Source organism: Streptomyces sp. B6B3, from assembly GCF_039871525.1.
Lineage (GTDB): Bacteria > Actinomycetota > Actinomycetes > Streptomycetales > Streptomycetaceae > Streptomyces.
The window spans coordinates 80,962-94,536 of sequence record NZ_JBDPLU010000009.1; the positions used below are offsets into that span (position 1 = coordinate 80,962).

Genomic DNA, 13,575 nt, shown 5'->3' on the forward strand with positions numbered 1-13,575 from the left:
TCACGACCGTCATCCCTTCGTTGCGAGGTGGTCGGCGCGCGGCCGCGCGCCTGGGTGGGGGTGGTGCCTAGCCCGCGTAGGGCTCGGGCACCTCACCGGGACGGGACAGGAAGGCGAAGTCACAGCCGGTGTCGGCCTGGGTGATGTGCTGCTCGTACAGGGCGCCGTAGCCGCGCCCGTACCGTGGGGCCGGCGGGCGCCAGGCGGCGCGGCGCTCGGCGAGTTCGGCGTCGCCCACCTCCAGGCGGAGCGTGCGGGTCGCCACGTCGAGGGTGATCTGGTCGCCGGTGCGGACCAGCGCCAGCGGCCCGCCGACGTGCGACTCGGGGGCGATGTGCAGCACGCACGCCCCGTAACTGGTGCCGCTCATCCGGGCGTCGGAGAGCCGCACCATGTCGGTGACGCCCTCCCTGAGCAGGTAGTCGGGGATCGGCAGCATGCCGTACTCGGGCATGCCGGGACCGCCGAGCGGGCCCGCCCCGCGGAGCACGAGCACGGTGTCGGCGGTGATGCCGAGCGCCGGGTCGTTGATCCGCGCCTGCATGTCGCGGTAGTCGTCGAAGACCACCGCGGGCCCGGTGTGCTTCAGCAGGTGCGGCTCGGCGGCGATGTGCTTGATGACGGCGCCGTCGGGGGCCAGGTTGCCGCGCAGCACGGCCACCCCGCCCTCCTCGGCGACCGGCTCGTTCAGCGGCCGGATCACCGCCTCGTCGTGCACCAGGGCGCCGGCCAGCTGCTCGCGGAGCGAGGGGTGCGCCACGGTGGGGCGGTCCAGGTGCAGCAGTCCCGCCTCGGCGAGCCGGGACAGCAGCCCCGGGAGGCCGCCGGCGTAGTAGAAGTCCTCCATCAGGTAGGCGCCGCCCGGCCTGATGTTGGCCAGCACCGGCACCCGGCGGGCGACCCGGTCGAAGTCGTCGAGGGTCAGCGTGACCTGGGACCGGCCGGCCATCGCGATCAGGTGGATGACCGCGTTGGTCGAGCCGCCCAGGGCCATCACGGTGGCGATCGCGTCCTGGTACGCCTCGGCCGTCAGGAAACGGGAGAGGCGGGCGTCCTGCCGCACCAGCTCCACGACGCGCAGGCCGGCGGCGGCCGCCATCCGGGCGTGCGCGGAGTCCACGGCCGGGATGGCGGCCGCGCCCGGCATGGTCACGCCGAGCGCCTCGGCGGCCGAGGTCATGGTGGAGGCGGTGCCCATCGTCATGCAGGTGCCGGGCGACCGTGCCAGGCCGCACTCCAGTTCGGAGAGCTCCCGTTGGCCGATGCGACCCGCGCGGTGCTCGTCCCAGTACTTCCACATGTCGGTGCCGGAGCCGAGCGTCTCGCCACGCCAGTGGCCGCGCAGCATCGGGCCCGCGGGCACGAAGACGGTGGGCAGGTCGGCGCTGGCGGCACCCATCAGCAGCGCGGGGGTGGTCTTGTCGCAGCCACCCATCAGCACCGCGCCGTCCACCGGATAGGAGCGCAGCAGCTCCTCGGTCTCCATGGCCAGGAGGTTCCGGTAGAGCATCGGGGTCGGCTTCTGGAACGTCTCGGACAGCGTCGAGACCGGGAACTCCAGCGGGAAGCCGCCGGCCTGCCAGACGCCGCGTTTGACGGCCTCGGCGCGGTCGCGCAGGTGCTGGTGGCAGGGGTTGATGTCGGACCAGGTGTTCAGCACGGCGATGACCGGCTTGCCGAGGTGCTCCTCCGGCAGGTACCCGAGCTGCCGGGTCCTGGCCCGGTGGCTGAACGACCTGAGCCCCTCCGTCTCGTACCACTTGGCGCTCCTGAGGGTCCGCGCCGGGCGGCCCTCGCCGGCCGCCGGGGTCTCTGGCCCGGTCAACGGAGCTCCCACCCCTCGAGGATCGTGGCGACCGCGGCGCGGCCCGGTTCGTCCAGGTGTGAGCTGGGCGGTCGGACGTCGCGGCGGCACAGGCCGAGGGCGGCCAACGCCTCCTTGACGACGGTGACGTTGTTGGCGGACTGCTGGGCCGCGCGTAGCTCCTCGAAGGGCCGGATCAGGTCCCACGCCTTCATGGCCGCCGGATAGTCGCCGGCGTTCAGCGCCCGCAGCATCTCCAGGGACACCTCGGGCGAGACGTTCACCAGTCCCGAGGTGAAACCGGTCGCGCCGCAGGCGAAGTACGCCGGCGCGTACAGCTCGGCCAGCCCCGCCACCCACACGAACCGGTCGAGGCCCGCGTCGCGCGCCACCGTGGCGAACCGCACCGGGTCGGGGACGGCGTACTTCACGCCGACGACGTTGGGGCAGGAGTCGCCGAGGCGGGCGATCGCGCCGCCGTCGATCAGCGGGTTGCGGATGTAGGGGACGACGCCCAGCTCGGGCACCGCCTCCGCGATGGCCCGGTGGTAGTCCACCCAGCCGTCCTGCGAGACGTAGGGGTGGACCGGCTGGTGGACCATCACCATGTTCGCGCCCGCGTCCCTGGCGTGCCGGGCGGCCGCCACCGCGGTGGGCACCTCCTGGCCGACGCCGGCGATGATCTGCGCGCGGGGGCCGGCCGCCGCGGCCACGGCGGAGTCGACCGCCTCGACCGTCAGCTCCACCTCGGCGCGCCGCTCGGCGGGGGTGAGCGAGTAGAACTCGCTGGTGTTGCCGTTGGGGGTGAGCGTCCGCACGCCGGCGGTCAGCAGCCGCCGCAGCAGGGCCGCGTACGCGTCGGTGTCCAGCCGGTCGTCCGCGTCGAAGGGGCTGACCGGAATCGCCACCACGTCCGCGAGCGCGTCCCGTTGTCCCGCGAAGTCGTTCATGCCTGGGTCTCCTCGTTCGAGTCCTTCGGGAACGCGCGGCGCACGAAGCCCTGGATGTGCTCGTGCAGCAGCCGGGCGGCGGCCTCCGCGTCGCCCTCCTCGGCGCGGGCGAGTATCGCCCGGTGTTCGTCGGCCTCACGCCGCCACGTCGGGTCCACCTGCCAGGCGAACGAGGAGACCAGGGCCGCCTGGTCGCGCAGGTCGTCCAGCAGCTGGGCGAGCAGCGGGTTGCCGCACGGCAGGTACAGCGCCCGGTGGAAGTCCCGGTTCGCCAGCGACCGCTCCGCCGTGTCCACGGCGGAGTCGGCCCGCGCCAGCGCGGTGTGCGCGGCCGTGAGGTCGGACCGCCCGGCCACCGTGCGGCGCACCGCCTCCGGCTCCAGCAGCAGCCGGACGTCGTAGACGGACCGCGCCATGGCCGCGTCCACGGTGCGGACCGCGGCGCCCCGGTACTCGCTCATCACCACGAGGCCGCGTCCCGCCAGGGTCTTCAGGGCCTCCCTGACGGGCGTCTTGGAGACGCCGAACCGGGCGGCCAGCTCGTTCTCGACGAGCGGCGAGCCGGGGGTCAGTTGTCCGGTGAGGATCGCGCGGGTCAGGGCCTCCAGGACGAACTGCGTCCGGGAGGGGATCGGCACCGGCGCGGCGCCGGACAGGGGAACGCTCATGTGCTGCGGTTCTCCGCTCGCTGCTGCGAGACGTCATATATGGCATCTCGTATATGACATATCGCGTACGACGTGAGGTGGGACGACCGTAGGCGGCGCGCGGGGCGTCCGTCAACGGTTTCCGCAGAAATTTAGTAAGGGCTTTCTGTCATGGGGCGCATGGGCACGCGCGGCCGGCGACGGGCGCGTCGCCCGCCGCCGGCGGTCGTGCGTTGGGGGCGGCGCGTTGGGATGGTGCGTTGGAATGGTGCGTTGGGGGTGGTGCGTTGGGGGTCGCGCCGTCCGGGGTCAGCAGCTGTTGTCGGCGCTGTTCTCGAACGTGACGTTGCTGATCGTGATGTTCTCCCCGCACGGGTTCTCCGTGAGCGCGGAGTCGATCAGGGTGAAGTTGGACAGCGTGATGTCGCGGTTGTTGGCGAACTCGTCGCGCGCCGCCAGCCGGACCTCGCCGCCGCCGGCGATGGTGCCGCCCTCGCTGGCGATCGTGACGTTGTAGCAGTTCTCGATGAGGATGGCGTTGTTGCCGGTGTCCGAGATGTCCACCCGGTCGATCACCGCGCCGCCGCTCTCCGAGACGCAGAAGATGCCGCGCCCGCCGCCGCGCGCGACGACCTCGCCGACGTGGATGTTCGTCTCGTAGTTGTTGAGGGCGCCGTTGCGGTTGGCCATGCGGAACGTCGCGTAGCCGGTGCCGGCGGCGACGTTCTCGCCGATGACGCTGCCGATCTCGGCGTTGTACGTGTCCTGGATCAGCAGCCCGGACTCGCCGACGTCGGTGGCGGTGACGGTGCCGACGGTGAGGCCGTCCACGCCGTAGGTCTCCACGGCGTGGCTGCCGGCGCCCGAGATGTTGATGGTGTCGAGGGCGACGTTGTTGGTGCGCCAGCTCGTGTCGTCGTGGTTGTCGATCCGGATGCCGAGGCCGCCGGACAGGTTCATGTTGATCTCGCCCAGGTGGACGTTGGAGGCGTTGCGGACGAAGATCCCGAAGTACGGGGAGCCCGTCATGCCCTCCAGGTACGGAACGGCGACGTCGTTGACGCCGACCATGCGCAGCGGGGCCGCCTCCGAACCGATCGAGCCGACGACGTTGATCGTGCCGCAGACCTCGATCGAGGTGTAGCTCGGGATGTCGATCGAGTCCTCGGACCCGATGTCGCCCGAGCCGCGCACGACGACCGACTCGATGCTGGTGCGGCCCTCGCTGAGGCTGGCGATGCCGGCCCTGATGGCCTCCGGCATCGAGTCGCCGCTGTAGCCGGGAGCCGTCCAGGTGCTGCCGTCCTGCACCACCTCGGCGTTGTAGCTGCCGTCGCCGCAGGCCAGGGTCTGCGGGTCGTCGGCGGACTCCTCGGCGGCGTTGGCCGTCACGTTCAGCATGGCGCCCGCGGTCACCAGGGCCAGCAGGCCCGAGACCAGCAGGGTGGCCCTGCGCCGGATGATGGGGGGTGCGACTCTGCGTCCCATCGTTCACTCCTGTGTGGGGGTTGTGGGGGTTGGATGGCGCAGTTATGAATCGATTCATCTCCGCGCCGCGCACCCGCCCGGACGGCTGGATCCAGACGGGGTGCGCTGCGGCAAGACAGAAAGCGCTTGCCGGACGGCCGAGTATTCCAACGCCCCGGAACGACCGTCAACCGGCGATTTCCCGCCACGCAGCCGCCCATTTCCGGCCGCGGAGCACGAAGCGCGGACGACGGCGGGCACCCCACCGATCCGGCCACGCCCGCACGGTCCGGGTGGCCGGGACGTCCGACCGACACCGGGAGCGGGGCCCGACACCGAGGGTGAAGGGGGGTCAGCCGAGAGCCGGCGGGCCTGCCTCGATGCGGCGGAGGACCGGGGGGAGGCGGTCGAGGTCGGGGCCGGTCTGCACCTGGCGCTCGTCCCACCACGTCGCGCCGGCGTCCCGCAGCGGGCCGATGACGGCGCCGGCCCGGGCGGGGTCGGCCGGGGTGGCCCCGCCGAGGACGACCTCGAAGGGGGCGTCGGAGGCGTCGTCGCGGTGCCGGTGCACGTAGGCGACCAGCTCCCGCACCTGCTCGACCGGCGGCACGTGCCCGTGCGGGGCGTCCTCGAACAGCGGCACCACGCCGTCCCAGCGGGCGGCCCGTCGCATCGGTGGGCGGCTGGGCCAGAAGCCGGCGACCCAGACCGGCGGGCGGGGCCGCTGCACCGTGGCGGGCCGCAGGGTGACGTCCCGGACCTGGTAGTGCGGCCCGTCGTGGTCGACGGGCTCGCCCGACCAGTAGCGCCGCAGCAGGTCCAGGCCCTCGTCGAGGCGCTGGGCGCGCAGCACGGGGTCGGTCGGCTCGCCGAAGCTGCCGTACTCGTCCTCGGCCGGCCCGCCGAGCCCCGTGGAGAAGATCACCCTCCCGCCGGTCAGCGAGTCCAGGGTGGCCACCTGGCGGGCGAGTTGGTGCGGCCGGCGGCGGGCGACGGGCGTGACGAGCGTGCCCAGCCGGATGCGCGAGGTCGCCAGCGCGGCGGCGGTCAACAGCATCCAGGGGTCCCCGAACGGGCGGGGATGGGCGCGGAAGTTCAGGTGGTCCCAGACGAACAGCCCGTCCCAGCCCGCCGCCTCGGCCGCCGTTGCCACGGTCGCGACGTTCCTGGGGTCGGCGAAGTCGCCGAAGTTCGGGATGTTCACCGAGAAGCGCATTCGCACACGCTATCGCGGGTGCTCGCCGGCGGCGCGGAACGTTCCTGGCGGAGCCGCGGAGCCGCACTGGTCCGGGGTGACGTGCTCATCGCTGGACTTCGTGCGCGGCACGTCCCGTTCGGCGGGACGTGCCGCGCACGAAGTCGAGGCGCCGGCGTACGGGGCGGTTCCGGACGCGGGTCGGGGGTGGTGGGCGTGTGGGAAGTGTTGACAAACCGGCCGAGTGATTGAAAGCTCTGATTTTGATTACGCAAGACACCGACTGACTCATGCAAATTTCTGACTAACACCGAGCAGCCGCGCGCTGCCACCCCCACAGCACAAGCTCTGTCGCTCCCCCACCGAACAGAGGACCCCCACATGACTTGGAAGCAACTCAGCCGGCGACTCATGGGCGGCGTTCCCGTCGCCGGTCTGCTCGCCGTCGGCATCGTGGCCACCTCCGCGCCCGCGGCCGAGGTGGCCCGGGGCGGCGACGCCCCGGTCGCCGCCGCCGACCGCGGGGCGGCGCTCCCGTACGTCGAGTACGAGGCCGAGGCCGCCGACTACCAGGGCACGCTGCTGCAGACGGATCCGGAGCGCACCTTCGGGCACACCAACTTCGCCACCGAGTCCTCCGGACGGGAGTCGGTGCGCCTCGACGCCACCGGGGAGTTCGTCGAGTTCACCTCGACCAACGCCTCGAACTCGCTCGTGGTGCGCAACTCGATCCCCGACGCGCCGGGCGGCGGCGGCATGGACGCCACCATCAGCCTGTACGTCAACGACGAGTTCGTGCAAAAGGTCGACCTGTCCTCGAAGCACAGCTGGCTGTACGGGAACACCGACGATCCCGAGGGCCTGACCAACAACCCCGGCGGGGACGCCCGTCGCCTGTTCGACGAGTCCCATCTGCTGCTCGACGAGAGCTACCCGGCCGGCAGCACCTGGCGGCTGCAGCGCGACGCCGACGACACCGCCTCGTTCTACATCGTCGACCTGATCGACCTGGAGCAGGTCGCCCCGCCGTCCGAGAAGCCGGCGGACTGCGTCTCGATCGAGGAGTACGGTGCCGTCCCCGACGACGGCGAGGACGACACGGCCGCGCTGCAGGCCGCGGTGACGGACGACCAGAACGGCGTCATCCCCTGCGTCTGGATCCCGGCCGGACAGTGGCGCCAGGAGCAGAAGATCCTCACCGACGACCCGCTCGACCGGGGCCAGTACAACCAGGTCGGCATCAGCGACGTCACCATCCGCGGCGCGGGCATGTGGCACTCCCAGCTGTACACGCTGACGCCGCCGCACCAGGCGGGCGGCATCAACCACCCGCACGAGGGCAACTTCGGCTTCGACATCGACGACAACACCCGGATCTCCGACATCGCCATCTTCGGCTCCGGCACCATCCGCGGCGGCGACGGCGGCGCCGAGGGCGGGGTCGGCCTCAACGGGCGCTTCGGCGAGAACACCGCGATCAGCAACGTGTGGATCGAGCACGCGAACGTCGGCGTCTGGGTCGGCCGGGACTACAGCAACATCCCCGAGCTGTGGGGCCCGGGCGACGGCGTCGAGTTCAGCGGGATGCGCATCCGCAACACCTACGCCGACGGCATCAACCTCACCAACGGCACCAGCAACTCCTCGGTGACCAACTCGTCGTTCCGCACCACCGGCGACGACTCCCTCGCCGTGTGGGCCAACCGGTACGTCAGGGACCCGGCCGTGGACATCGGCCACGACAACCACTTCACCAACAACACGATCCAGCTGCCCTGGCGCGCCAACGGCATCGCGGTCTACGGCGGCTACGGCAACACCATCGAGAACAACCTGGTCTACGACACGATGAACTACCCGGGCATCATGCTGGCGACCGACCACGACCCGCTGCCCTTCTCGGGCGAGACCCTGATCGCCAACAACGGGCTCGACCGCTGCGGCGGCGCGTTCTGGGGCGAGGCACAGGAGTTCGGCGCGATCACGCTGTTCGCGGCGGGGCAGGACATCCCCGGCGTCACCATCCGGGACACCGACATCGTCGACTCGACCTACGACGGCATCCAGTTCAAGTCGGGCGGCGGCGCGGTGCCGGGCGTCGCGATCACCAACGTGACGATCGACCAGTCGAACAACGGGGCCGGCATCCTGGCCCACGGCGGCGCGCGCGGCAGCGCCACCCTCACGAACGTGACCATCAGCGACTCGGCCGACGGCGACATCGTCGTCGAGCCGGGCTCGCAGTTCGTGATCAACGGCGGCTCGGGTACGAGCCCGGCGGCGTCGCGGGACCAGTCCGCCGGCTGGGGCGCGGTGCCGGGTTCGCGGTCGGGCCGGGCACTGGCCTGACCGCCCGCGGGGGCCCGTGGCCCCGCGCCGGTCTCGGCACGGGGCCACGCGGACCCCGGTCAGGCGCCGACGTAGGCCGCGAGGTGCTCGCCGGTGAGGGTGGAGCGGGCGGCGACGAGGTCGGCGGGGGTGCCCTCGAAGACGATCCGGCCGCCGTCGTGCCCCGCGCCCGGGCCGAGGTCGATGATCCAGTCGGCATGCGCCATGACGGCCTGGTGGTGCTCGATGACGATGACCGACTTCCCGGAGTCGACGAGCCGGTCGAGCAGGCCGAGCAGCGCCCGGACGTCGGCGAGGTGGAGTCCGGTGGTCGGCTCGTCGAGGACGTAGACGCCGCCCTTGTCCGCCATGTGCGTGGCCAGCTTGAGCCGCTGCCGCTCGCCGCCGGACAGCGAGGTGAGCGGCTGGCCGATGGTGAGGTAGCCGAGCCCGACGTCGACGAGCCGGTCGAGGATCCGGTGCGCGGCCGGCGTGGCCGCCTCGCCGGCGCCGAAGAACTCCTCGGCCTCGGCCACCGACATCGCGAGCACCTCGCTGATGTCGCGCCCGCCGAGGCGGTAGTCCAGCACCGACGCCTGGTACCGCCGGCCCTCGCAGTCCTCGCAGGTGGTGGAGATGCCGGCCATCATCCCGAGGTCGGTGTAGACGACCCCGGCGCCGTTGCAGTTCGGGCAGGCGCCCTCGGAGTTCGCGCTGAACAGGGCCGGCTTCACGCCGTTGACCTTGGCGAACGCCTTGCGGATGGGGTCGAGCAGCCCGGTGTAGGTCGCCGGGTTGCTGCGCCGCGAACCGCGGATCGGGCTCTGGTCGACCGAGACCACGCCCGCGGCGGTGGGCAGCGACCCGTGCAGCAGGGAGCTCTTGCCGGAGCCGGCGACGCCGGTGACGACGGTGAGCACCCCGAGCGGGATGTCCACGTCGACCTCGCGCAGGTTGTTCCTCGTCGCGCCGCGGACCGACAGCTGGCCGGTGGGCGTCCGCACCGTCTCCCTGAGCGAGGTCCGGTCCTCCAGATGGCGGCCGGTGCGGGTGTCGCTGGCCCGCAGCCCCTCGAGGGAGCCCTCGAAGCACACGGTGCCGCCCTCCGTGCCGGCCCCGGGGCCAAGGTCGACGACGTGGTCGGCGATCGCGATCAGCTCCGGCTTGTGCTCCACGACGAGGACCGTGTTGCCCTTGTCCCGCAGCCGCAGCAGCAGGTTGTTCATCCGCTGGATGTCGTGCGGGTGCAGGCCCGCGGTGGGCTCGTCGAAGACGTAGGTGACGTCCGTGAGCGAGGAGCCGAGGTGGCGGATCATCTTGACCCGCTGGGCCTCGCCGCCCGACAGCGTGCCGGCCGGCCGGTCGAGCGCGAGGTAGCCGAGACCGATCTCCACGAAGGAGTCGAGGGTCCGCCCCAACGAGGCGAGCAGCGGCGCGACCGAGGGCTCGTCGAGGTCGCGCACCCAGTCGGCCAGGTCGCTGATCTGCATCGCACAGGCGTCGGCGATGCTGACCTCGCCGATCCTCGACGACCTGGCCCCCTCGCTGAGCCGGGTGCCGTCGCATTCGGGGCAGGTGGTGAAGGTGACCGCGCGGTCGACGAACGCCCGGATGTGCGGCTGCATCGCCTCCCGGTCCTTGGACAGCAACGACTTCTGGATCTTCGGGATCAGCCCCTCGTAGGTGAGGTTGACGCCGTTGACCTTCACCTTGGTCGGCTCGTGGTAAAGGAAGTCCTGCATCTCCTTCCTGGTGAACTCGCGGATGGGCTTGTTCGGGTCGAGGAAGCCCGACTGGGCGTAGAGTCCCACGGTCCACACGTTGTCCGACTTCCAGCCGGGGATGGTGAACGCGCCCTCGGCGATCGACCTGGAGTCGTCGTAGAGCTGGGTGAGGTCGATGTCGGAGACCGCGCCCCGGCCCTCGCAGCGGGTGCACATGCCGCCGGTGCGGCTGAAGGTCGCCTTCACCGTCTTCTGCGCGCCGCGCTCGACGGTGATCGCGCCGCTCGCCCGGACCGAGGCCACGTTGAACGCGTAGGCGCTGGGCGGGCCGATGTGCGGCTGCCCGAGCCGGCTGAAGAGGATGCGCAGCATCGCGTTGGCGTCGGTGGCGGTGCCGACCGTGGAACGCGGGTCGGCGCCCATCCGCTGCTGGTCGACGATGATCGCCGTCGTCAGCCCGTCGAGCACGTCGACCTCGGGCCGGGCCAGCGTCGGCATGAAGCCCTGCACGAAGGCGCTGTACGTCTCGTTGATCAGCCGCTGCGACTCCGCGGCGATGGTGTTGAACACCAGCGAGCTCTTGCCCGAACCGGAGACGCCGGTGAACACCGTGAGTCTGCGCTTCGGGATCTCGATGTTGACGTCCTTGAGGTTGTTCTCCCGCGCGCCGTGCACGCGGATCATCTCGTGGCTGTCGGCGGCGTGCGACGCAGGCGACCGCGGGTCCGTCTTCGGGGTCTTGGTCATGGTGTCTCCAGGGGTTGGGCGGGCCGCCTGCGCGGTCCTCGTCGGCGTCGCCTGGGGCGGTCCGGCCGACGTCGAGCAGTATGTCTCGCGCGTCTGCGCGATCGCGACGCCGGGCCCGGTCATCCTCCGCCCCGGCGTCTCGGTCGCGGAACGGCTCAGCGCAGCTCGTTGAACCGGATCATGTTGCCCGCGGGGTCGCGGACGGCGCAGTCGCGGATGCCGTACGGCTGCTCGGTCGGCTCCTGGACGACCTCGGCGCCGCTCTCCCGCAGCCGCGCGAAGGTGCCGTCGAGGTCGGCGGTGCCCAGGGTGACACGGGCGTAGGTGCCCTTGGCCATCATCTCGACGATGGTGCGGCGCTCGCCCTCGGTGATGCCGGGGTCGAGGGCCGGCGGCTCCAGGACGATGGACGTGCCGGGCTGCTCGGGCGGGCCGACCGTGATCCAGCTCATCCCGTCGTATCCGACCTCGTTGCGCACCTCGAAGCCGAGGGTGTCGCGGTAGAAGGCCAGCGAGGCGTCCGGGTCGTTGTGCGGGAGGAAGGTCCAGTGAATGGTGATGTCCATGGCCGTCACGCTAGGTGTGGCCCGGGCGCCGACGCTTCTCGAAAACTGACGGGACCGCGAGCGACGACCGGCGTCACCCCGCGGCGCGGGAGCGGGCCTTGAAGGCCGCCTTGCGCGCCTGCTTCGCGAGCTGGCGGTCGGGGTGCAGCCGGCCCATGGCCTCCAGCACCTCGGCCGTCGCCGGATGCTCGGAGCGCCAGGCCCGGTCGAAGAACTCGCCGTGCTGGCCCGTCAGGTCACGCATCAGCTCGCCGAGCTCGGCCGCCTCCTCCTGCTCCGCGGGGGTGTCCAGCTGGGCGGCCAGGGTGTCGATGGTCAGCCAGAAGACCATGTCCTCGTCCGGCGGCGGGATGTCGACCGCGCCGCGCTCGGCGAGCCAGACCCGGGCCAGACCGCCCAGCTCGCGGTCGCCGAGCACCTCGCGCAGCGCCTCCTCGCCGCGCCCGTCCACCAGCGACAGCACCAGCTGGCAGCCGAGCCGGCGGCCGGGACCCTCCTCGTCGGCGCCGCGGGCGGCGGCCAGCAGCAGCCGCGCGGCGTCCAGCGGCTCGCGCTCGGCCAGCCACAGCTCGGACTCCTCGCGGGCGGCCGACTCGGGACGGTACGGGATGGCGGCCAGCAGCTCGCCCGCGTCGGCGTTCCTGAGGTCGCCGACGACCGGGGCGTCCAGGCCCGCCTCCACCATCCGCCGGCGCACCCCGTAGAGGCCGAGCGGCGTCAGCCGGACCCGCCCGAAGCGGTCCAGGTCGAGGGCGTCGTCGTCCGCCGCGCCCTCCGTCCCGGCGCCGGCCGCCAGCAGTTCGACGGCCTCCGCCGCGCTCTCCTCGGCGGGCTGGTACTCCAGCAGTCCGGTGCCGTCCAGCGCCCGGAACTGCTCGTCGAGCCGCATCAGCACGGCCGACATGTCGTCCAGCACCTCGTCGGACGGCTCCTCCACGCCCTCCGGCATCACCACGGCCGCGGCGACCATCGGCAACGGCACCATCGCGCCGGCCGCGACGTCCTCGTCCGAGGTGGTGAAGAGGTAGAGCGTGCCCAGGGCGGAGTCCAGCAGGTCGGCCTCCTCCTCCGGGTCCCAGTCGAGGTCCTCCAGGTCCAGCTCGTCGGCGTCGAGCCCTTCGGGGAGCTCGTGTCCGCCGAGGTCGTGCAGCCGGTCAAGGTCCTCCAGCAGCTCGGGCTCGGCGAGGTGCGGGGCCCGGTGGTCGGCGTCCTCGTCGTCCTCGTCATGAGCGGTCTCGGACTCCTCGGAGTCGTCGCGCTCGGCGGTGGCGTACGACTCGACGCCGGCGAAGGCGACCTCGGCGAGCACCGCGTCCACCCCGTCGGACCAGATGTCCAGCACCTCCGCCGGCCGGCCCCCGGCCACCCGGTCCAGATCCGCGCCGGGAGAGGCCACGCCGGTGGCGGCGACGTCCGCGTCCAGCGTGAGGGGGAGCTCCAGGGGGTCCGCCGACTCGGCCTCGGGCCCCTCGTCGACCACCACCAGGCCCGCTTCCAGGGCGAAGACCCAGGCCTCGCCGGCGTGTGCCGGCCCCTCCTCGTCCCCGTCCAGGTGCAGCCGGGTGACGGCCGCCTTCAGCTGCTGGGCCGGCAGCTCACCGCCCGGGCCGACCGGGATACCGGGCGCGGACCACCGGGCGAGTCGCACCGCCCGGGAGAACAGCACCGTGGCGAGCGCCTCGCGCGCCAGCTCGCCCTCGGAGGGCAGCCGCACAGGGGGCAGCGCGGAACGGTCGGGGCGGGACATGACCTCGGACTCCTTGGACTCTCGCGGAAACGAGCCGGGCGCTCCCAACCCTAGTAGAACCGCCCCCACCGCGCGTCTCGCGCCAGCGCGCGAAAGGCGCTAACACGCCGTTCGCGGGCGATGTGCTCCGTTCCTCTCCAAGCGGAGGACCCTCCTCCGTGCCGGCTTCCGGCGACCGTGCCCGCGCTCCGGAGTGGCCGTGGGCGGCGCACGGGCTGCCTTGCGAGCCGCCGGAGTGGCAAACGCGCCTCTCGCATGCTCCGGTTCACCGAAACGTCGCCCCAGGGACCGCCGCGAGCCGTTGACAACGGATGCGCCCCTGCGGGAACTTTACGCGCGTAGCTACCGCCCTTCGGAGGATCCCGTGCCCGCTCTTCCCGCCCGCCGTCCGCTCGGCGGC

Annotated in this window: 9 protein-coding genes; 1 reads left to right on the forward strand and 8 read right to left on the reverse strand. The window is 72.2% G+C overall.

Going from position 1 to position 13,575, the window contains the following annotated elements:
* Positions 1–67 precede the first annotated feature (67 nt).
* The 5 genes from araD to ABGB06_RS19950 form a co-directional block, all read right to left on the reverse strand.
* Positions 68–1,825 carry an L-arabinonate dehydratase gene (gene araD, locus ABGB06_RS19930; protein WP_347591220.1) on the reverse strand — a complete coding sequence of 586 codons (1,758 nt, stop codon included), beginning with the start codon at positions 1,823–1,825 and terminating at the stop codon, positions 68–70.
* On the reverse strand, positions 1,822–2,754 hold the full coding sequence (locus ABGB06_RS19935) for a dihydrodipicolinate synthase family protein (protein ID WP_347591222.1): 933 nt from the start codon (positions 2,752–2,754) through the stop codon (positions 1,822–1,824). Before ABGB06_RS19935 ends, araD begins: the two co-directional genes overlap by 4 nt.
* Positions 2,751–3,422, reverse strand: a complete 672-nt coding sequence (locus tag ABGB06_RS19940) for a GntR family transcriptional regulator (protein ID WP_347591224.1) — start codon at positions 3,420–3,422, stop codon at positions 2,751–2,753. The genes ABGB06_RS19935 and ABGB06_RS19940 overlap by 4 nt, the downstream gene beginning before the upstream one ends.
* Positions 3,423–3,710: 288 nt before the next feature.
* Positions 3,711–4,889: a right-handed parallel beta-helix repeat-containing protein gene (locus tag ABGB06_RS19945; RefSeq protein ID WP_347591226.1), complete on the reverse strand. Its 1,179-nt coding sequence runs from the start codon at positions 4,887–4,889 to the stop codon at positions 3,711–3,713.
* Positions 4,890–5,220: 331 nt separating this feature from the next.
* A complete protein-coding gene (locus tag ABGB06_RS19950) occupies positions 5,221–6,084 on the reverse strand; it encodes an LLM class flavin-dependent oxidoreductase (RefSeq protein ID WP_347591228.1) in 864 nt (287 codons plus the stop codon).
* Between the two features lie 360 nt (positions 6,085–6,444).
* On the opposite strand from ABGB06_RS19950, the gene ABGB06_RS19955 reads away from it, so the two are divergent.
* Positions 6,445–8,412, forward strand: a complete 1,968-nt coding sequence (locus ABGB06_RS19955) for a right-handed parallel beta-helix repeat-containing protein (RefSeq protein WP_347591230.1) — start codon at positions 6,445–6,447, stop codon at positions 8,410–8,412.
* 59 nt (positions 8,413–8,471) lie between these two features.
* On the opposite strand, the gene ABGB06_RS19960 is transcribed toward ABGB06_RS19955, so the two are convergent.
* The 3 genes from ABGB06_RS19960 to ABGB06_RS19970 all read right to left on the reverse strand — a co-directional run bounded on the left by ABGB06_RS19960 (position 8,472) and on the right by ABGB06_RS19970 (position 13,175).
* A complete protein-coding gene (locus ABGB06_RS19960) occupies positions 8,472–10,862 on the reverse strand; it encodes an excinuclease ABC subunit UvrA (protein WP_347591232.1) in 2,391 nt (796 codons plus the stop codon).
* Positions 10,863–11,017: 155 nt separating this feature from the next.
* Complete coding sequence (locus ABGB06_RS19965; RefSeq protein ID WP_347591234.1) at positions 11,018–11,428, reverse strand: VOC family protein; 411 nt, start codon at positions 11,426–11,428, stop codon at positions 11,018–11,020.
* A gap of 73 nt (positions 11,429–11,501) precedes the next feature.
* The gene (locus ABGB06_RS19970) at positions 11,502–13,175 is read right to left on the reverse strand and encodes a hypothetical protein (protein WP_347591236.1); all 1,674 of its coding nucleotides are present in this window, start codon (positions 13,173–13,175) and stop codon (positions 11,502–11,504) included.
* Between the last annotated feature and the right edge of the window lie 400 nt (positions 13,176–13,575).

What these genes read in the sequence shown, in the direction of transcription:
- ABGB06_RS19950 (WP_347591228.1), bottom strand. Translation starts at nt 6,084, where the DNA reads ATGCGCTTCTCGGTGAACATCCCGAACTTCGGCGACTTCGCCGACCCC.
- ABGB06_RS19965 (WP_347591234.1), bottom strand. Translation starts at nt 11,428, where the DNA reads ATGGACATCACCATTCACTGGACCTTCCTCCCGCACAACGACCCGGAC.
- ABGB06_RS19970 (WP_347591236.1), bottom strand. Translation starts at nt 13,175, where the DNA reads ATGTCCCGCCCCGACCGTTCCGCGCTGCCCCCTGTGCGGCTGCCCTCC.
- ABGB06_RS19960 (WP_347591232.1), bottom strand. Translation starts at nt 10,862, where the DNA reads ATGACCAAGACCCCGAAGACGGACCCGCGGTCGCCTGCGTCGCACGCC.
- ABGB06_RS19955 (WP_347591230.1), top strand. Translation starts at nt 6,445, where the DNA reads ATGACTTGGAAGCAACTCAGCCGGCGACTCATGGGCGGCGTTCCCGTC.
- ABGB06_RS19940 (WP_347591224.1), bottom strand. Translation starts at nt 3,422, where the DNA reads ATGAGCGTTCCCCTGTCCGGCGCCGCGCCGGTGCCGATCCCCTCCCGG.
- ABGB06_RS19935 (WP_347591222.1), bottom strand. Translation starts at nt 2,754, where the DNA reads ATGAACGACTTCGCGGGACAACGGGACGCGCTCGCGGACGTGGTGGCG.
- ABGB06_RS19945 (WP_347591226.1), bottom strand. Translation starts at nt 4,889, where the DNA reads ATGGGACGCAGAGTCGCACCCCCCATCATCCGGCGCAGGGCCACCCTG.